Source organism: Cedecea neteri, assembly GCF_000757825.1.
Classification (GTDB): Bacteria; Pseudomonadota; Gammaproteobacteria; order Enterobacterales; family Enterobacteriaceae; genus Cedecea; species Cedecea selenatireducens.
The window spans coordinates 1,540,189-1,559,234 of record NZ_CP009451.1; the positions used below are offsets into that span (position 1 = coordinate 1,540,189).

The following is a 19,046-nucleotide window of genomic DNA, read 5'->3' on the forward strand; positions in this document are numbered from 1 at the left end:
GCGGCTAGCCTGCAATCTCTGAAAAGTGGATCCCCACCGCGTGCAGTACCTTTTTGGTGGTTTTGATGGTGGGGTTTCCACGCTCGGATAGCGTGCGATAAAGCGTTTCTCGGTTCAGGTTTGCCGCTCTGGCAATCTCCGTAAACCCGCCTCTGGCCTCCACAAGGCGGCGCATGGCAATAAGAAACATGGCTTCGCCATCTTCACCGTCCAGCCCAATAAAGGCTTCTTTAAGATAGTCCACGGCGAAGGCGTGATCTTCGCGGAGCATATCAATAACCGTTTGATCAAATTCGCTAAATTTCATTTTTTCTCCCTTTATGCTCAAGCCACCATTTTGTAGCGCGTTCGATATCCGCCTGTTGGTCACGTTTATCTCCTCCCGCCAGCAGGAGCCAGACTGCTTTACCGTCCTGGGCGTAATACACCCTGTAACCAGGCCCTTCATCGATGCGCATTTCCCATACGCCTTGCCCGCAGGGTTTACTATCGCCGGGGTTCCCAAAAGAAAGTCGGTCGATCCTCATGACTATTTTGGTTTTTGCTCTCGCATTCTTTAACGCCCGCAGCCAATCCTTGAAAGGCCTTTTTCCTTCTTTCGTTTCGAAGAACGTAATCATGTTCATCCTTGACTCCTTGAGTGTAGCTTTAAAGCAACAAACAAGCACGAACAAAATTTAGTCGCGCTTATTTTTCTCAGGGCAGGCTAACGGATTTTTACTTGAGGCTGATTGAAATCGTTCTTTGGCATGCCGGGATTGCGGCGCAGCTTCCGGGGTTTATGCATGCGGGCCTGGGGCTTTCAAAAATATGCCTGAAAGCCCCTGTTTCACTTACTGCACAAATGAGGTCAGGCGATTGAAAATTCCCGGGTCATCGGCGTGGCGGATAATCTGCACGACATCCTCCAGCTTATCGACCTGGCTGACCATCTGCTCCAGCCGCTGGTCGTCCCCCACCTGCAGCCATATGCGGCTCTGATCCCCTTCCTGCAACGGCAGGCAGAGAATGCCTTCCACGTTGAACGCCCGGCGGGCAAACAGGCCGCAGATATGTGACATCACGCCCGGGTGGTTGCGCACCGTTAGTTCCAGAATGACGGTTGATTGTTTAGCGATTGATTGTTTTGTGATGGATGGTTGCATGGCTTACTCTCCAATCATCTGAGTGTTGGCGGCACCCGGCGGCACCATCGGGTAGACTTTTTCATCGGCGTCGATGCGAACGTGAATCAGGCAAGGCCCAGGGCGAGAAATCGCCTCCTGCAGTGCAGCGTGCGGATCCTCCGCCTGGTTCAGGTCACAGGTCGCCAGGCCAAAACCGCGCGCGATGGTAATGAAATCCGTCTTGCCCGGATAAGTCGCGGCAAAGATATTCTGCTGGTAGAACAGCGTCTGCTGCTGGTGCACCAGCCCTAATGCCTGGTTGTTCATCAGGATGATTTTCACATCCAGATTGTTTTCAGCGGCGGTGGCCATTTCCTGGATATTCATCATCAGGCTGCCGTCGCCGGAGAAGCACAGCACTTTACGGCCAGGCTCAGCCAGCGCCGCGCCAACCGCTGCCGGTAAGCCAAAGCCCATGGTGCCCAGCCCGCCCGACGTCAGCCACTGGCGAGGACGATTGAGCGGATAAGCCTGAGCCACCCACATCTGATGCTGGCCTACGTCGGTGGTGACGATAGCTTCATCATCCACGCACGCCGCTGCGGCTTTGATAAGCCCGTAAGGCATCAGCGGGTTGTCCGCGCCCGGCGTGGCAAACGGGAACTCGCGCTGCAAATCGCTCACCACTTGCAGCCACTCGCTGCGCCGGGAGGCTTTGGTTTGCGGAATAAGCTGGCTCAGGACTTCACGCACGTCGCCGCGAATAGCCACATTCGCCTGCTTAATTTTGCCCAGCTCGGCGCGATCGATATCGACGTGGATAATTTTTGCATTCGGGCAAAACTCTTCGGTTTTACCAATCGCGCGGTCGTCAAAACGTGCGCCAAGCACGATCAGCAGGTCCGCTTCGTGGAGGATAAAGTTGGTGCTGCGTGCCCCGTGCATCCCCAGCATTCCCAGGGAAAGTGGATGCTTCGCGGGGATGGTGCCCAGCGCCATCAGCGTCATGGTTGTCGGCAGCCCGGCACGCTCAGCCAGCTCACGCGCCTGCTCCGCCGCGCCTGCGCTGATGATACCGCCGCCCAGGTAAAGCACCGGACGTTTGGCTTCGTTGATCATCGCCGCCGCACGGGCGATGTCCTGATGGTCAAAGGCCGGTGCGGCCGAAGGCGCTGCAACCGCTGGCAGTTCGGCAATGTCGATTTCAGCGGTCTGAATGTCTTTTGGAATATCGATCCATACCGGACCAGGACGACCAGACTGCGCAATGCGGAAGGCGTCGGTAATCACCTGCGGCAGCTCGCTGATGCTGCGCACCAGGTAGTTATGTTTAGTGATAGGAATGGAGATGCCGTAGGTATCAACTTCCTGGAAAGCATCGGCGCCAATCATCGAGGTTGGTACCTGGCCGGTGATACAAACCAGCGGGATGGAGTCGAGACGCGCGTCGGCGATGGCGGTAACCAGGTTAGTGGCGCCTGGCCCGCTACAGGCAATGCAGACCGCCGGTTTGCCGCTGGTACGCGCCATGCCCTGCGCCATAAATCCCGCGCCCTGCTCGTGGCGAGCCAGTACGTGGCGAATGCGGGTGCTTTGGCTCAGGGCATTGTAGAGCGGCAGAACGGTGCCGCCTGGAATGCCGCTAACCGTGGTAATCCCGTGATGCTCCAGCATTTTTACAATCAGCTGAGCGCCGGTGATGCGTTGTGAGGGTGTGTCCGAAATTGCCATGCTCCAGTCCTTCTAATAAGCCGGTTCGCTTCTGGGCAGGCACTTAAAACAAGAAACCCCGCCCGGTTTGCGCCGGCGGGGTTTGGAATCGATGCGTTGATTCAGTCCCTACGGCGCATTGCCGACGACCACCACCACACGCACGACGACCACCGCGGCTGGTAGCGCGGTAAGTAGTAGGGTCGAAGTTGGCAGGGAATGGGTCATGGGTTTCCTGAATCTGAGTTAAAAGTCGTCATTGATAAAATCACACTCGCCGGTTTCGCACAACAGGATTTTTGCTGGCCGCTAAAAAACGAGCGAAATGTCACATTTTTGTTAAATGCTAAGTTTTAGCAGCAGCGTCCGCCGCCTTTACCGCCGTAGCGCGCATCCTGACGTTCGCGGAAAAACTCTTCATAGGTCATGGGAGTTTGCTCCGGATGGGTCTGGCGTATGTGCTGCACGTAGTTGTCGTAATCGGGTACGCCAATCATCAGTTTTGCGGCCTGGCCGAGGTATTTCCCGGCTTTGGCGAGATTATCGAACATAGTGTCTCCAGTGGGCGGCCCCTCACCCCGGCCCTCTCCCCAAAGGGGAGAGGGGGGAATAAAGAAACTCAGCCTATCCCCTCTCCCAAAGGGGGGGGAATAAAGATGCCTGATCTATCCCCTCTCCCAAAAGGGGGTTGGGGGAATAAAGATGCCTGATCTATCCCCTCTCCCTTCCAGGGAGAGGGTTAGGGTGAGGGTAAAAATCAATGCACGCTTTTCGCCTGCGCCACAATCTCCTGATAATTCTCAGGCATTGGCTCGTACGGCGTCTCACTCGACGTTGGTTGGTCAGACTTCAGCGCTTTGAGCGCGGTTTTCAGCGAGAACCAGCCGAGCACCACAACCACCACCATAAAGAATATGGTCAGCCCCGCGTCCAGGCGGTTATTGAATACCAGTTGGCTAAGCTGCGACTGCGTGTACTGCGCCGGAATATTCCCGCTGTCGATCATCGCCTGGAATTTGTTGGCGATAGCCAGGAAGCCCACTTTCGCATCCGAACTGAACGCTTTTTGCCAGCCTGCCGTTAAAGTACAAACCAGCAGCCAGGCGGTCGGCATCAGAGCAACCCACGCATAGCGCTGCTTCTTCATCTTGAACAGCACAACCGCACAGAGCATCAGCGCCATGCCCGCCAGCATCTGGTTGGCGATACCGAACAGCGGCCACAGCGTGTTGATGCCGCCCAGCGGGTCGACCACGCCCTGATGCAGGAAGTAGCCCCATGCCAGTACGCAAAGCCCGGTTGCAAGCAGGTTGGCCGGCAACGAGTCGGTTCTTTTCAGCCCGGGTGAAATGACTCCCAGCAGGTCTTGCAGCATAAAGCGCGCCGCGCGAGTCCCGGCATCCACCGCCGTCAGGATGAACAGCGCTTCAAACAGAATGGCAAAGTGATACCAGAACGAGACGTCCATCAGCCCGCCCAACGCGCCGTGCAGAATGTACGCCATCCCCACGGCAAGCGTTGGTGCCCCGCCTGCGCGAGAGATAATGCTCTGCTCGCCGACTTCACTGGCAATAGTGGTCAGCGTTTCCGGGGTGATATGGAAGCCCCACCCGCTCACCACCTGCGCGGCAGAAGCCACAACGTCAGCCGTGCCTGCCGGAGCCAGTACGGCCATCGGGCTGTTCATCGCGAAGTACACGCCAGGGTCGATAACACAGGCCGCCACCAGCGCCATGATGGCGACAAAGGATTCCATCAGCATGCCGCCGTAGCCAATGAAGCAGGCCTGATTTTCATTCGCCAGCATTTTCGGCGTGGTGCCGGAAGCTATCAGCGCGTGGAAGCCAGAAACAGCCCCGCAGGCGATGGTGATAAACAGGAACGGGAACAAGTCACCGCTCCAGACCGGGCCGGTACCATCGATGAATTTTGTTAATGAAGGCATCTGCAGCGTCGGGCGCATGATCAAAATGCCGATCGCCAGCCCGATGATGGTGCCAATTTTCAGGAAGGTGGAGAGATAGTCGCGCGGCGCCAGCAGCAGCCACACCGGCAGCACCGAAGCCACAAAGCCGTAGCCCACCAGCATCCACGTCAACTGTACGCCCGTGAAGTCGAAGTACGGTGCCCAGGTTTCACTCTCAGCCACCCAACCGCCGGAGATAATGGCAAATACCAGCATCACCAGGCCAATCACCGACACTTCGCCAATGCGCCCCGGGCGCAAATAGCGAATATAGACGCCCATAAACAGCGCCAGCGGGATGGTAAAGGCAACGGTGTATGTCCCCCAAGGGCTATGGGTCAGCGCCTTCACCACGATCATCGCCAGCACGGCGAGGATAATCACCATGATCATAAAGCAGGCCACTAACGCGATAACGCCCGCGGTGTTGCCCATTTCTTCTTTAACCAATTCCCCCAGCGAGCGCCCGTTGCGGCGCGTGGAGACAAACAGCACCATAAAGTCCTGTACGGCTCCTGCCAGCACCACGCCCGCCAGCAGCCAAAGCATGCCCGGCAGATACCCCATTTGCGCAGCAAGTACCGGCCCCACCAGCGGCCCCGCCCCGGCAATAGCGGCAAAGTGGTGGCCAAACAGCACTTTTTTATCCGTTGGGACGTAATCAAGACCGTCATTGTTCCGCACGGCCGGCGTCATGCGCGTGGCATCCACCGTCAGCACGCGTTTCGCGATAAACAAGCCGTAGTAGCGGTAGGCAATCAGGTAAATACAGACTGAGGCAATGACAATCCACAGCGCATTTATCTGCTCACCACGATTCAGAGCGATGTAGCCGAGGGCAAATGCGCCTATCAAAGCAAGCACGACCCAGACGAGGTGTTTCCCAAATCTATCCATCAATTTTGTCCGTTTTCTAAGTGGATACCGAGAGTTGTTACATTTTGTATCTAGCCTGGAATAGCGGTTCTCACAATCTGAAGCGGGCAAAACGCGGGGCATTTACCTCAGTTTGTTAATGAGATCACCTAAATATGTATCGCAACCGTAAAGTCGGCAGGTCAATTGTGGAATATCAGGTTGGTGAATGGTTAACGCGGGGATTGATAACCAGGGATGATTAATTAGCGGAATTAATTGGTTTTAAATGTCAACTGAGAAAGACATTGATAATTGTTTTCATTTGCAATAGCGTGTTTCCGCACTTTCAACTCCAGACACTTTTGCCGCGTCCTTCCTCATTTGGGAAAGGAGTTTACGGGACGCAGGCGGTGACACTCAGGATAAATAATGAACAATACATTATCGTACTCCCTCGCCACGTTGGTGAGTCTGGGCCTCTACGGCACCGCCTTTTCGGCGGCAGCAGAGACGGCACCCGTAGAAAATGAAGACACGCTGGTCGTCACCGCTGCCCAGCAAACGCTGCAGGCACCCGGTGTGTCGATTATCACCTCCGAAGAATTAAAGAAGCACCCTGTCGCGCGTGACGTCTCTGAAATCATTCGTACCATGCCAGGGGTTAACCTTACCGGCAACTCTACCAGCGGGCAGCGCGGCAACGGCCGCCAGATTGATATTCGCGGCATGGGGCCAGAAAACACGCTGATCCTGATTGACGGTAAACCGGTCACCAGCCGTAACTCCGTCCGCCTTGGCTGGCGCGGCGAGCGTGATACCCGAGGCGATGCCTCGTGGGTTCCGCCTGAAATGATCGAGCGTATTGAAGTCCTGCGTGGCCCGGCGGCGGCTCGCTACGGTAACGGCGCGGCGGGCGGCGTGGTGAACATTATTACCAAACGCAGCAGCAACGAGTTCCACGGCAGCTGGAATACCTATTTCAACGCGCCGGAACACAAAGACGAAGGCTCGACAAAACGCACCAACTTCAGCCTGACGGGGCCACTGGGGGATGACGTCAGCTTCCGGCTTTACGGCAACCTGGACAAAACGCAGGCGGATGCCTGGGACATCAACCAGGGACATCAGTCGCTGCGCACCGGATCCTACGCCAGCACGCTTCCTGCCGGCCGCGAAGGGGTTATCCATAAAGACCTGAACGGGCTGATCCGCTGGGAGTTTGCGCCGATGCAGGCGCTGGAGTTTGAAACAGGCTACAGCCGCCAGGGCAACCTCTACTCTGGTGATACACAAAACACCAACAGCAACCAGCTGGTGAAGGATAACTACGGCAAAGAGACTAACCGCCTCTACCGCCAGAACTATGCCGTCACCTGGACCGGCGGCTGGGATAACGGCGTCACCACCAACTCCTGGGTGCAGTACGAACACACCCGCAACTCGCGCATGAACGAAGGCCTGGCGGGTGGCACGGAAGGGATCTTCGCCAATAATCAGTTCTCGGATATCGACCTTAGCGATGTGCTGCTGCACAGCGAAGCGAGCATTCCGTTTGACCTGCTGGTGAACCAAAACCTCACCCTCGGCAGCGAATGGAATCAGCAACGCATGAAGGATGGTTCGTCGAACAGCCAGTCATTGAGCGAAGGCGGTGCGATTCCGGGTATGTCGTCCACCATCCGCAGCCCTTATTCGAAAGCAGAAATCTTCTCCCTGTTCGCCGAGAACAACATGGAGATAACCAGCAGCACTATGCTGACGCCGGGTCTGCGCTTCGATCATCACTCCATCGTGGGGAATAACTGGAGCCCGTCGCTGAACCTTAGCCAGGAGCTGGTGGAAGACCTGACGCTGAAGCTCGGTATTGCCCGCGCCTACAAGGCGCCAAGCCTGTATCAGACTAACCCGAACTACATTCTCTATAGCCGTGGCCAGGGCTGTGCCGCGAGCGCTGGGGCCTGTTACCTGATGGGCAACGAGGATTTGAAAGCCGAAACCAGCGTCAACAAAGAGATTGGGCTGGAGTTCAAGCGCGACGGCTATCAGGCCGGGATCACCTGGTTTAGAAACGACTACCGCAACAAGATCGAATCCGGCTATTCGCCTGTTGCCTCTAACAGCAAGAAAACCGATATCTATCAGTGGGGCAACGTGCCAAAAGCGGTTGTGGAAGGGCTGGAAGGCACCATTAATCTGCCGCTGACGGACACCGTAAGCTGGAACAACAACCTGACTTATATGCTGCAAAGCAAAAATAAGGAAACCGGCGATCGCCTGTCGATCATCCCGGAATACACCCTTAACTCGACGCTGAGCTGGCAGGTTCATCAGGATGTTTCGCTGCAAAGCACCCTGACCTGGTACGGCAAGCAGGCTCCGAAGAAGTACAACTACAAGGGCGAACCGGTTACCGGCAGCGACACCAACGAGGTCAGCCCTTATAGCATCATTGGCATGAGCGCGACCTGGGACGCGACCAAAAACGTCAGCTTAACCGCCGGCATTGATAACCTGCTGGATAAGCGCCACTGGCGCGCGGGTAACGCCCAGACCACCGGGAATGCCACCACCAACGCCTATATGTATGGCGCGGGTGCCGAGACCTACAACGAGTCTGGCCGCACGTATTACATGAGCGTCAATACGCACTTCTAAACCCTCTCCGGGAGGCTAATTAGCCTCCCCCTCTTTCTTCACCTTGCTGGTGAAAAAACCGCTTGATGCCCGTTCATAAGAAAATGTTATAGTCGAAAAAACCATACAAAAAACGCACACAACACGACCTTCAACAAGGAGTTACCTCTGATGGCTCAAGCATTATCTCTCGAAGACTTTTTAACCTCAGTACAGTCACGCGACCCGCATCAGGTTGAATTCGCTCAGGCGGTTCGCGAAGTTATGAGCACGCTGTGGCCGTTTCTTGAGAACAATCCGCAGTACCGCCAGCAGGCGCTGCTGGAACGCCTGGTTGAACCCGAACGCGTGATCCAGTTTCGCGTTGCCTGGGTGGATGACAACAATCAGGTGCAGGTTAACCGGGCATGGCGCGTGCAGTTCAACTCGGCGATTGGCCCGTTCAAGGGCGGGATGCGCTTCCACCCTTCCGTTAACCTGTCGATCCTGAAGTTTCTCGGCTTTGAACAGACCTTTAAAAATGCCCTCACCACGCTGCCGATGGGCGGTGGCAAAGGCGGCAGCGACTTTAACCCTAAAGGCAAAAGCGAAGGCGAAATCATGCGTTTTTGCCAGGCGCTGATGCTTGAGCTGTACCGCCATCTGGGCCCGGACACCGACGTTCCGGCGGGCGATATCGGCGTTGGCGGCCGCGAAGTCGGCTACATGGCGGGGATGATGAAAAAACTCTCCAACAACACCGCCTGCGTGTTCACGGGCAAAGGGCTGTCGTTCGGCGGTAGCCTGATTCGCCCGGAAGCGACCGGCTACGGGCTGATTTACTTCACCGACGCCATGCTACAGCGCCACGGCCTGGGCTTCGAGGGCATGCGCGTGGCGGTTTCCGGCTCCGGCAACGTGGCCCAGTATGCGATTGAAAAAGCCATGTCGCTCGGCGCACGCGTGGTCACCGCCTCCGACTCCAACGGCACCGTGGTCGACGAAGCAGGCTTTAGCGCAGAAAAACTGGCGCGCCTGTGCGAAATCAAAGCCAGCCGCGACGGCCGCGTAGCAGATTATGCCCACGAATTTGGCCTCACTTACCTGGAAGGCCAGCAGCCGTGGAGCGTGCCGGTTGATATTGCTCTGCCGTGCGCAACTCAAAACGAGCTGGACGTCGAGGCGGCACAAACGCTCATCGCCAACGGCGTGAAGGCCGTAGCCGAAGGGGCAAATATGCCGACAACGATCGCCGCTACGGATTTGTTTGTGGAAGCCGGCGTGCTGTTTGCGCCGGGCAAAGCGGCAAACGCGGGCGGCGTAGCAACTTCAGGGCTGGAGATGGCGCAGAACGCTGCTCGCCTGAGCTGGAAGGCTGAAAAAGTGGATATTCGCCTGCACCACATCATGCTTGATATTCACCAGGCCTGCGTGGAGTACGGCGGAGAAGGGAAACAAACGCAGTACGTGCGCGGCGCAAACATCGCCGGGTTCGTCAAAGTTGCGGACGCGATGCTGGCTCAGGGCGTGCTGTAACTTACGCGGTGAGGGCCTTCACCCTCACCCATTTTCATCTACAAGGTCAGCTTCATTTCGTACTGCTGGAGCGCATCCTGAGTAAAACCGCTGCTTAAAAATAACGGCGCAACGGCTTCGGGCAGGCTGGGAATAGTCACTACTCCAGGGAACCGATGCTGAAGTAAAGCCAGCAGTTTTTTGGCCTTCCCTTTCCGTCGCGCATGCGGCTCAACAAACAGCCCTCTTAACTTCGGTATCTCACCTGGGATAACCATCGCATAGGCCACATCATCCAGCACAAAGGCCTTACCGGGCAGCTTATACAGCGTTTCAGCCGCACAAAGCCACGGCAGCGGCGCGTCGTTACTGGCCATCATTCTACGAGTCATTTGCAGCGGGTCGACTTCTGCCAGCTCCCCGTCGGCTTCGCCTTCCGGCACGCCAGAGGAATGGAAGCCCACCAGCGTTTTCTGGCGCACAAAGCCCATTCGCTCATACAGCGCCAGTCCGCCCTCGTTGCCTAAGATCACTTCAAGGAAAAACTGCTTATCGCCACGAGCCCGCGCTTCGTCGATCAGTTGCTGAATGAAGATTTTGCCTAACCCCTGCCCGCGCAGCTCCGGACGAATGGCAAACGCGGCAAGGCGACAGGTTTGCCCGCGCCGGGTCACCAGCGCCATGGCTTTAGGCTCCCCGCGGTCAAGCCAGACGAGGCTATCTCCGGGGAAAAGATCTTCAGAGACGAATCGCCAGCCGAAGGTTTCCCCGTCAAGTCGGAACGGCACCACGTACTGTTCAAAGCAGTGGGTCAATATCTCTGCCAGCTGGAAACTGTTCCAGTTAAGCGCCGGTTTGCTGACGATCTCGTGCTGCATGCTATCCCCCGCTCGAAGCGAATTTTATTCTTCGGAACAGAGTGTTTAGCACATGTCGAAAGATCACGATATCGGCTCGGGTGCTGCAGACCCCGATTTATTCAACGGCTTAACGCGAAACCACGGCAGGCAAAGCTGGATCAGCGGCCCGATAGCCAGAGCATAAAGCACGGTGCCCACGCCAAAACTGCCGCCCATCAGCCAGCCGGAGAGCAGCACGGTCACCTCGATGGCGGTACGCACGCTGCGCACGGACCAGCCTGTTCTGGCATTAATCCCGGTCATCAGGCCGTCTCGTGGCCCGGCGCCAAAACCTGCGCCAATGTACATTCCGGTCGCCAGCGCATTCACGACCAAAGCGCCTGCCAGCAAAAACGAACGAGCCACAAGCGATTCCAGCGGCGGCATTAACGCCAGCGTGGCATCCGCCGCCAGCCCTAAAACAATCACGTTGCTGATGGTGCCCAGCCCCGGACGCTGACGCAGCGGGATCCATAGCAGCAGCACCAGCGCGCCAACGATTATCATCACCAGGCCCAGATTTAACGAAAGCAGCCTCGCCACGCCGAGATGGAAGACGTTCCACGGATCGGCCCCCAAATCTGCGCGAACAAACATCGCGGTTGAAACACCGTAAAAGACCAGGCCGGTATAGAGCTGCAGCAGACGGCGAGCCATCATGATAAATATCCTCGTTGTATTTTTATGGCTATACCCTCTCGCAAAATGGACTTAGTATTAAGGTCCAGTTATCAGAAAGTGGACTGCTATGACGCTGCGCAGAATCGGTACTTCGTCTTTAACACGCCTGCTGGGCCACTGGCACCAGGCGTCATCCCGCTCGCCGGTGTATCGCCAGTTAGGCGACGGGCTGCGGCTGTTGATTCTGGACGGCAGGCTGCCGCTCGACAGCAGGCTGCCGGGTGAAAGAGAGCTTTCGGGCGCGCTGGGCGTAAGCCGCACCACGGTGGCTTCTGCACTGGCACAGCTGCGTGAGGAGGGCTATCTGCTCAGCCGACAGGGTTCTGGCTCGGTTACCATGCTGCCCGAAAGCAGCCCGGCTGTATCTCCGCTGCCCGGCAACGCCCCGGTACTGGATCTTTCCACTGCGGCCCTCAGCGCCGGGCCTGAAATTCACCGGGCCTATTCCACCGCGCTCACTTTCCTGCCGGAACATTTATCCTCTACCGGCTATGACAGTCAGGGTTTGCCGGAGCTGAGAGAAGCCATAGCGCGGCACTATGCGTCCCGAGGCTTACCCACCACGCCCGACCAAATCATGGTGGTAAACGGCGCCGTCAGCGGGCTGGGACTGGTTCTGCGGCTATTTACTGGCCCAGGCGATCGCGTGGTGGTCGATCACCCCACTTACCCGATGGCGCTGGCGGCTATTCGCGGAGCATCCTGCCGTCCTGTTCCCGTCAGCCTGCCCGCAAGCGGCTGGGATGTTGAAGGCCTGGCGGCAACCATCGCGCAAACCTCGCCGCGGCTGGCTTACTTAATTCCAGATTTTCATAACCCCACCGGCCGCTGTATGGACGCCGCCACGCGCCAAAGGGTGAGCGAGATTGCCGCCCGCAGCCATACAACGCTGGTTGTGGATGAGACTATGGCTGACCTCTGGTTTGATGCACCACCGCCTGCTCCGCTGGCCGCCTTTGGCTCCGAAGATAGCACCATCTCACTCGGGTCAGCCGGAAAAAGCTTCTGGGGCGGGCTGCGCCTGGGCTGGATTAGAGCCTCGGCTAAAACCATCAGTTCGCTGATACAAATCCGCAATACCTTTGATTTGGGTACGCCGCTGCTGGAGCAACTGGCCGCCATTCAACTCTTCAACGATGCGGCGCTTTTTCTGCCTCAACGCAGAGAAATGCTCCGCCAGCGCTGTGAGACGAGCTTCGCCACGATGCAAACGCTGTTCCCTGACTGGCAAACATCGCCCCCGGAAGGCGGATTGTCGTGGTGGGTGGAACTGCCGAAGTCGCTGGCCACGATTTTTGCCGCCTCGGCAGAAAGTCAGGGGATTCGCATCGGCGCCGGGCCCCGGTTTGGCGTTGAGGGAGCCTTTGAACGATTTTTACGCCTGCCCTTTAGCCTTGAGCCCAAAGAGATGCAGCTTGCTCTCCAGCGGCTGCAACCGTTGTGGCAGCACCTGGCGGCAACGAGAAATGAAAGTCTGAGGGGAATGGTATTTTAGAAAGCGGATTATTTCCCTCTAAAATATAAGAGGGAAATAATATTCTGTAAGATTAGCAATAAGCGACGATAAAAATTAATGCTGTGAAATTCGCGGAATGGCAAACCCTTTTAGGGTAATGGTGAAATGTTCACCCTCTTTTTTAATACTGGCCCCGGTATCGCACCAGTCAGAAGCGATACGGAAAAACTCATCGCTGCCAATATTCCAGCCCAGTTTCACTTTTTTCAGGTAGCCCGATCGTAATAATTCACAGGCTTGCTGGTAGTCGTAGGCGGTACTGTCCGTACCGGCGTTCATTTTTTCTTCTTCAGTAGTTTACGCAATGCCTTGATCTCACGATCGTTTAAAGGCGTTACGCGAGTCTCAGAGGTGTGCTGGCTGTCTACGTCATCTTCGTCGACGCCCACATCACCGTCAAGATCATCAAAAGCTTTTGACAGAAGTCTCTCCGTTACGCTTGCCAGGGTTTCACTATTTTCTTCCGCATAGTGACGAATCTTCTCTTTTAACTCGATACTTATTTTTACGTTCAACGTAGCCGTCGTCATTGCAAATCCTTAATGCTTAAACAGAGGTTGATGTTTAATACTATAGAGAATAAATAAGATCCAGCCAGCACGGTAAATTTAATATTTCTGTCATAATTCAAATACCCGGAAAATATATCCGGGTTAAGCCATTACAAAGGCGGCAGCCTTCGCTTTACCGGCGTGCTTTTGACGATAGAAGTATTGCACTGGGCGAACTCGGCCAGCTCATCAAGGATTTCATCCAGTTGCTCAATAGAGCGAATCACCAGCCTGATGATGAAGCAATCCTCACCGGTAATTTTGTCGCATTCTATGCATTCAGGAATCGCCTGAATCATCTTCTCCACTTTGTGCAACATGCCCGGTAAAGGTTTCATACGTACCAGTCCCTGCAGGGTGTAACCCAGAGCCGGCAGATTAGCGTTCATGGTGTAGCCGTTAATCACGCCGCGCTCTTCCAGCCGCTTCACTCGTTCTGCGGTACTCGGCGAAGAAAGACCAATTTTTCCGCTTAATACTTTCAGAGAGATACGGGCATCTGCCGCAAGAATAGCCAGAATATGCCTGTCGATATCATCAGGAAGGTAATCACTCATTTTTATCTCATTTATAAAGGCAAAAGGATTTCATGACCTAATTTTAGCACTTCAACGAGCCTGCCACAGTGCGCAGAATAAAGCTCTTTATTCTGGAGAGACAAAATGACTCGTGAGATAAGAACCGGCAGCCTGCAAATGATTGCGGCGATGCTCATCTCCGGCACCATCGGCGCACTGGTGGTGTTTTCTCGGCAGCCTATTGCCAACGTCGTTTTCTGGCGCTGCGTTTTCGCAACTATCACGCTGTTTATTTTGAGCATGCTTAGCGGTAACTGGCGCAGCCATCTGAATCGCAAAGTTGTTTTGATCGCCGCCCTCGGCGGCGTGGCGCTGGTCGTGAACTGGCTGCTGCTGTTCGCCGCCTATTCACGAACGTCCATCGGGCTAGCCACGGTGCTCTACAATACGCAGCCGCTGATGCTGGTCGGGATGGGCGTTTTTATTCTGAAAGAGAAAGTCAGCCGCAGCAGGTGGCTCTGGCTGGCTGCATCGTTTGCCGGCATGCTGCTGGTGCTGTCTAGCGGGCTGAGCCATGACGGTAATAGCGGCTGGCTGCTGGGCATTGTGATGGCACTGGGTGCCGCGTTCTTTTATGCCCTGACGGCGCTTATCACCCGCCAGCTGAAAGGCGTGCCTCCGCAGCAAATTGCCCTCGTTCAGGTAGCCATTGGCACGCTTCTGCTGCTACCGCTGGTGGATTTCCAGCAGCACATGACGTTCACGCATTGGGGAATCGTGGCCATGCTGGGCATCGTTCATACCGGCATTATGTACCAGCTGCTGTACGGCGCGATTCAGAAGCTGCCAACGTCGATTACCGCCTCACTCTCGTTTATCTACCCGATTGTGGCGGTGATAGTGGATCGCTTTGTCTTTAATCACAGCCTGAGCCCGATTCAGTTTATCGGCGGCGCAATGATTCTGCTGGCGGCAGCGGGGATCAATCTGGGTTGGGGAGAAAAACGCAGGACTAAAACGGTGCTGGCGAAGGGGTAAGCCAGAATTGGGTGGGGGCCCTGCCAGCTACATCCCGGCACACACGACGCCTGCTGCGGCTGCTTCCTTCCGGACCTGACCGAGTTCACAAGTTAGTGTTGCGGGAGAACCAACAGGGCCCCCATTGAGAGCGTTGTTATCCAACGCGCTGGCGCATTATCCACATAGACTCCGGCAATTGCAAGCCAGCGGCGGTCAGGTGTTGGTTTATTGCGCATCAACGGTTTAACTTGGTGCTTTCCCCACCGCCGATTATCCTTAGAAGCGATTTTGTCAGGAGTTCACTATGGATAATCACGATTCCTTCCCGCAGCGGGTTTACCAAATTGTTGCCGCTATTCCCGAAGGTTACGTCACGACCTATGGCGAAATTGCAGCGCTTGCCGGGTCACCGAGGGCCGCTCGCCAGGTTGGAGGCGTGCTTAAGCGCCTGCCGGAAGGCAGCCGTTTGCCGTGGCATCGAGTAGTGAATCGACAAGGTGTTATCTCGTTAACCGGCCCGGATCTCCAGCGTCAGCGTCAGGCGCTGCTTTCAGAAGGCGTGATGGTGTCAGGGGATGGGCATATCGATATGCTGCGTTACCGCTGGAAATATTAAAACGCCCCCATTCGGAGGCGTTTAGCTTTAGTAAGTCGTTGGCGCAGGCACCGCCGATGATGGCGTTACCTGAGTTGGCGAGGTTGACGGCACGGTGCTTGCCGCCCCACCGCTCTGCTGAAGCGGGATAGCGGTATTCTGTACCGGCACCAGCGTCAGATCCGCCTTCGTCCCGCCTTCATTGATGATCGGCTGGAAGGTATCGGTGATAAACATCAGCTTATCGTTAACGGTAATTGCTGCGCTCAGCAGGATGCGTGCCTTCGGCTGAATATCAGACGGATTGAACGGTATCACGAAGCTGAAAGGCGCCTGTTTGCCTTCGGTACGCACCACTTTTTGCGCAATCACTTTAGACGGCGCATCGGCCAGTGAAGCGTCGGAGACGGTCACAGTAAGCACCGCGTCCGGCGGCAGAGCAACCCGCTGACGGATCCATACCGTACCGGATACGTTAGGCAATGCGATGTCGGCCTGCTGAGCAGATGCGGCCCCGGCGGAGGCGCTCGGCGCAGGCGTTGGGACATCAGCACTTTTGTGTGCACAACCTGCAACAGCAACCGCGATAGCCAAAGCACTTAACATAGGCACAAGTTTCATTGATTTTTTCTCCTTATTATCAATGTAGCGCCGGGGACGAACCCCGTTGAAAAACACGCTTAACGGCTTAAGTGTGGCACAGATCACTGAATTCTGCCCAAAACCAGGAATGTTCCCAACCGCGACTCGTCAAATGCATAGTTTGTGGGCATGTTATAATCACGGAAATTTGCCACATTCCCCCTTATTGAGGACATTTTATGAGTCAGGCGCTCAGCAATTTATTGGCGTTACTTAACCTGGAAAAAATTGAAGAGGGACTGTTTCGTGGCCAAAGCGAGGATTTAGGCTTACGCCAGGTATTCGGCGGGCAAGTTGTCGGCCAGGCGCTTTACGCGGCAAAAGAAACCGTGCCGGAAGACCGTCTCGTTCACTCTTTCCACAGCTATTTTTTACGCCCTGGCGACAGCCAAAAACCGATTGTTTATGACGTAGAAACCCTGCGCGACGGCAACAGCTTTAGCGCTCGTCGCGTCGCTGCGGTGCAGAACGGAAAGCCGATCTTTTACATGACCGCGTCATTCCAGGCGCCTGAATCCGGCTATGAGCACCAGAAGGAGATGCCGCCAGCGCCGAAGCCGGACGGCCTGGTGTCTGAAACAGACATCGCCCGCTCTCTGGAGAAATTCCTGCCGCCGCACGCGAAAGAGAAGTTCCTTAGCGAGAAGCCGCTGGAGATCCGCCCGGTGGTCTTCCATAACCCGCTGAAAGGTCACGTCGACCAACCTTCCCGCCAGGTCTGGATCCGCGCTAACGGCAGCATGCCGCAGGATCTGCGTGTGCATCAGTATCTGCTCGGCTATGCGTCAGACTTTAACTTCCTGCCGGTTGCCTTACAGCCGCATGGCGTAGGGTTCCTGGAGCCTGGCATGCAGGTCGCCACCATCGATCACTCTATGTGGTTCCACCGTCCGTTCGACATGAACGACTGGCTGCTTTATAGCGTTGAAAGTACGTCGGCTTCGAGCGCTCGCGGCTTTGTGCGCGGGGAGTTTTATACTCAGGATGGGGTGTTAGTGGCGTCTACGGTTCAGGAAGGCGTCATGCGCCATCGCGGATAGTTGACGCTGAAATAAAAAAACCTCGCCGACCAGGCGAGGTTCTTAATATTCATAACGGATTAGTTGTTGTAAGCGTTTTCGCCGTGGCTGTTGACGTCCAGGCCTTCGCGCTCCTGCTCTTCTGGCACACGCAGCCCAACGGTCAGGTCAGCAATCTTGAACGCGATGAACGCGACAACGCCTGACCAGACGATAGTAATCGCCACGCTTTCCAGCTGCACCAGAACCTGATGTCCCATGGTCACGCCTTCGGCATAGCCTACGCCACCCAAAGAAGTTGCCGCGAAGATGCCGGTCATGATGCAGCCGATGATGCCGCAGACGCCGTGCACGCCGAACACATCACATGGGTCATCAACGTTGAGCCATTTTTTCAGCGTAGTCACGCCCCACAGGCCCGCCAGACCTACAACCAGACCAATCAGTAACGCACCGCCCACGCCAACGTAACCACATGCCGGAGTGATGCCGACCAGACCTGCGATAGCGCCAGAACAGGCCCCCAGCAGAGAAGGTTTACCGCGCAGCGCCCACTCGCCAAAGACCCAGGAGAGAATCGCCCCGGCCGTTGCTACGACGGTGTTCACGAACGCCAGCGCAGCGATTTCGTTTGCCGCACTTGCGGAGCCGGCGTTAAAGCCAAACCAGCCGAAGTAGAGGATTGCGGTGCCGATAAACACCATTGGCAGGTTGTGCGGCTTGAAAGCTTCTTTGCCGAAACCAACGCGTTTACCCACCAGGTAAGCACCCACCAGGCCAGCCACAGCGGCGTTAATGTGCACCACGGTACCGCCCGCAAAGTCCAGCGCGCCGTGCGTGGCCAGGATACCGCCGCCCCACACCATGTGCGCAATCGGCACGTAGGAAAGCGTCAGCCAAACGGCCGCAAAAATGACTACCGCAGAAAAACGTACGCGCTCGGAGAGAGAGCCGACGACCAGCCCGACGGTGATACAGGCGAAGGAACCCTGGAAGGCGACGTGAATATACTGATAGAAAGTGCCCATCAGCGCTTTCAGCTCGATGTTTTTCAGCATTACCCAGTCGAAGTTACCGAAGAAGTTATTCCCGGTACCGAACGCCAGGCTGTAGCCGTAAAGCACCCACAGCACGCAAACCAGCGCGAAGGTAACGGAGATTTGCGTCAGCATCGACAGCACGTTTTTGGAGCGAATCAGGCCGCCATAGAACAGCGCCAGCCCGGGGATGGTCATAAACAGCACCATCGCGGTGCATATCATCATAAAGGCGTTGTCAGCTTTGTCCGCGACCGCAGGCGCGTCCGCAGCGAAGGCGAGCGTCGGCAGTAATGCCAGTCCGCCTAAACCAAGGAGTGCAGCTAGTTTTTTCATTTTTCCCATCCCAATCAAGGCTTGCCAGCAGTTACAGAGCGGCTTCGTCGGCTTCGCCGGTACGAATACGAATAACGCGTTGCAGTTCTGCAACGAAGATTTTCCCGTCACCGATTTTGCCGGTGTAGGCGGCTTTGCTGATCACGTCGATAACTTCATCGAGCTGGTCGTCAGCAATAGCGACATCAATTTTTACTTTGGGCAGGAAGTTGACGCTGTACTCGGCACCACGGTAAAGCTCCGCATGGCCTTTCTGGCGGCCGAAACCTTTAACTTCGGTCACGGTAAGCCCTTGAATACCGATTGAAGAGAGCGCTTCACGCACGTCTTCAAGCTTGAACGGTTTGATTACCACGGTTACCAGCTTCATAAATCCTCTCCACTCAGAATTAGGTCGTTACCTGCACGTAGAGAGCAAAGCAAAGCCCATGCCAGGAATAAAAAACCCGCGTGATTCAGCACGT

21 protein-coding genes and 1 other RNA gene are annotated in these 19,046 nt (G+C 56.0%); 6 read left to right on the plus strand and 16 right to left on the minus strand.

The window, feature by feature from the left end:
• Positions 1-4: 4 nt before the first annotated feature.
• From JT31_RS07060 to cstA, 7 genes are all read right to left on the minus strand, one after another.
• Positions 5-307, minus strand: coding sequence for an addiction module antidote protein (locus JT31_RS07060; protein WP_038474998.1), 303 nt, complete (start codon positions 305-307; stop codon positions 5-7).
• On the minus strand, positions 297-626 hold the full coding sequence (locus JT31_RS07065; protein WP_038475000.1) for a type II toxin-antitoxin system RelE/ParE family toxin: 330 nt from the start codon (positions 624-626) through the stop codon (positions 297-299). Before JT31_RS07065 ends, JT31_RS07060 begins: the two co-directional genes overlap by 11 nt.
• Positions 627-833: 207 nt before the next feature.
• Positions 834-1,118, minus strand: coding sequence for an acetolactate synthase small subunit (gene ilvN, locus JT31_RS07070; protein ID WP_038482894.1), 285 nt, complete (start codon positions 1,116-1,118; stop codon positions 834-836).
• A 30-nt stretch (positions 1,119-1,148) separates the two neighbouring features.
• On the minus strand, positions 1,149-2,837 hold the full coding sequence (gene ilvB / locus JT31_RS07075) for an acetolactate synthase large subunit (RefSeq protein ID WP_038475002.1): 1,689 nt from the start codon (positions 2,835-2,837) through the stop codon (positions 1,149-1,151).
• 108 nt (positions 2,838-2,945) lie between these two features.
• Positions 2,946-3,044, minus strand: coding sequence for an ilvB operon leader peptide IvbL (ivbL, locus tag JT31_RS23030; RefSeq protein ID WP_071842939.1), 99 nt, complete (start codon positions 3,042-3,044; stop codon positions 2,946-2,948).
• 125 nt (positions 3,045-3,169) lie between these two features.
• Positions 3,170-3,367, minus strand: a complete 198-nt coding sequence (locus JT31_RS07080) for a YbdD/YjiX family protein (protein ID WP_038475004.1) — start codon at positions 3,365-3,367, stop codon at positions 3,170-3,172.
• 206 nt (positions 3,368-3,573) lie between these two features.
• On the minus strand, positions 3,574-5,679 hold the full coding sequence (gene cstA, locus JT31_RS07085) for a pyruvate/proton symporter CstA (protein ID WP_038475006.1): 2,106 nt from the start codon (positions 5,677-5,679) through the stop codon (positions 3,574-3,576).
• A 390-nt stretch (positions 5,680-6,069) separates the two neighbouring features.
• Between cstA and JT31_RS07090 the strand changes: the two genes are divergently transcribed.
• Together JT31_RS07090 and gdhA are read left to right on the plus strand one after the other, a co-directional pair.
• A complete protein-coding gene (locus JT31_RS07090) occupies positions 6,070-8,295 on the plus strand; it encodes a TonB-dependent siderophore receptor (protein ID WP_038475008.1) in 2,226 nt (741 codons plus the stop codon).
• A 150-nt stretch (positions 8,296-8,445) separates the two neighbouring features.
• The gene (gene gdhA, locus JT31_RS07095; RefSeq protein WP_038475010.1) at positions 8,446-9,789 is read left to right on the plus strand and encodes an NADP-specific glutamate dehydrogenase; all 1,344 of its coding nucleotides are present in this window, start codon (positions 8,446-8,448) and stop codon (positions 9,787-9,789) included.
• A 38-nt stretch (positions 9,790-9,827) separates the two neighbouring features.
• On the opposite strand, the gene JT31_RS07100 is transcribed toward gdhA, so the two are convergent.
• Both JT31_RS07100 and JT31_RS07105 read right to left on the minus strand, forming a co-directional pair.
• The gene (locus tag JT31_RS07100) at positions 9,828-10,646 is read right to left on the minus strand and encodes a GNAT family N-acetyltransferase (protein WP_038475012.1); all 819 of its coding nucleotides are present in this window, start codon (positions 10,644-10,646) and stop codon (positions 9,828-9,830) included.
• 63 nt (positions 10,647-10,709) lie between these two features.
• The gene (locus JT31_RS07105; protein ID WP_038482897.1) at positions 10,710-11,324 is read right to left on the minus strand and encodes a YczE/YyaS/YitT family protein; all 615 of its coding nucleotides are present in this window, start codon (positions 11,322-11,324) and stop codon (positions 10,710-10,712) included.
• Positions 11,325-11,415: 91 nt separating this feature from the next.
• Here JT31_RS07105 and JT31_RS07110 point away from each other — a divergent pair, with 91 nt between their 5' ends.
• Complete coding sequence (locus JT31_RS07110; protein ID WP_038475014.1) at positions 11,416-12,843, plus strand: PLP-dependent aminotransferase family protein; 1,428 nt, start codon at positions 11,416-11,418, stop codon at positions 12,841-12,843.
• A gap of 75 nt (positions 12,844-12,918) precedes the next feature.
• On the opposite strand, the gene JT31_RS07115 is transcribed toward JT31_RS07110, so the two are convergent.
• The 3 genes from JT31_RS07115 to JT31_RS07125 form a co-directional block, all read right to left on the minus strand.
• Positions 12,919-13,143, minus strand: coding sequence for a hypothetical protein (locus JT31_RS07115; RefSeq protein ID WP_038475016.1), 225 nt, complete (start codon positions 13,141-13,143; stop codon positions 12,919-12,921).
• Complete coding sequence (locus JT31_RS07120; RefSeq protein ID WP_038475018.1) at positions 13,140-13,394, minus strand: hypothetical protein; 255 nt, start codon at positions 13,392-13,394, stop codon at positions 13,140-13,142. Before JT31_RS07120 ends, JT31_RS07115 begins: the two co-directional genes overlap by 4 nt.
• A 131-nt stretch (positions 13,395-13,525) precedes the next feature.
• Positions 13,526-13,972 (minus strand): Lrp/AsnC family transcriptional regulator, encoded by a 447-nt coding sequence (locus tag JT31_RS07125; protein WP_038475021.1) that lies wholly within the window; start codon positions 13,970-13,972, stop codon positions 13,526-13,528.
• Positions 13,973-14,077: 105 nt separating this feature from the next.
• On the opposite strand from JT31_RS07125, the gene JT31_RS07130 reads away from it, so the two are divergent.
• Complete coding sequence (locus JT31_RS07130) at positions 14,078-14,971, plus strand: DMT family transporter (RefSeq protein ID WP_038475023.1); 894 nt, start codon at positions 14,078-14,080, stop codon at positions 14,969-14,971.
• Positions 14,972-14,989: 18 nt separating this feature from the next.
• Here JT31_RS07130 and ffs read toward each other — a convergent pair.
• Positions 14,990-15,086: signal recognition particle sRNA small type (ffs, locus tag JT31_RS23035), an RNA gene on the minus strand.
• A gap of 171 nt (positions 15,087-15,257) precedes the next feature.
• On the opposite strand from ffs, the gene JT31_RS07135 reads away from it, so the two are divergent.
• Positions 15,258-15,569 carry an MGMT family protein gene (locus JT31_RS07135; RefSeq protein WP_038475025.1) on the plus strand — a complete coding sequence of 104 codons (312 nt, stop codon included), beginning with the start codon at positions 15,258-15,260 and terminating at the stop codon, positions 15,567-15,569.
• A 27-nt stretch (positions 15,570-15,596) separates the two neighbouring features.
• Here the strand turns inward: JT31_RS07135 and JT31_RS07140 are convergent, their stop codons facing one another.
• Positions 15,597-16,169 carry a YbaY family lipoprotein gene (locus tag JT31_RS07140; RefSeq protein ID WP_038475027.1) on the minus strand — a complete coding sequence of 191 codons (573 nt, stop codon included), beginning with the start codon at positions 16,167-16,169 and terminating at the stop codon, positions 15,597-15,599.
• Between the two features lie 200 nt (positions 16,170-16,369).
• Here JT31_RS07140 and tesB point away from each other — a divergent pair, with 200 nt between their 5' ends.
• Positions 16,370-17,230 carry an acyl-CoA thioesterase II gene (tesB, locus tag JT31_RS07145; protein ID WP_038475030.1) on the plus strand — a complete coding sequence of 287 codons (861 nt, stop codon included), beginning with the start codon at positions 16,370-16,372 and terminating at the stop codon, positions 17,228-17,230.
• A 59-nt stretch (positions 17,231-17,289) separates the two neighbouring features.
• Here the strand turns inward: tesB and amtB are convergent, their stop codons facing one another.
• Together amtB and glnK are read right to left on the minus strand one after the other, a co-directional pair.
• Positions 17,290-18,582 carry an ammonium transporter AmtB gene (gene amtB / locus JT31_RS07150; RefSeq protein ID WP_038482900.1) on the minus strand — a complete coding sequence of 431 codons (1,293 nt, stop codon included), beginning with the start codon at positions 18,580-18,582 and terminating at the stop codon, positions 17,290-17,292.
• 31 nt (positions 18,583-18,613) lie between these two features.
• The gene (gene glnK / locus JT31_RS07155) at positions 18,614-18,952 is read right to left on the minus strand and encodes a P-II family nitrogen regulator (RefSeq protein ID WP_002891893.1); all 339 of its coding nucleotides are present in this window, start codon (positions 18,950-18,952) and stop codon (positions 18,614-18,616) included.
• Between the last annotated feature and the right edge of the window lie 94 nt (positions 18,953-19,046).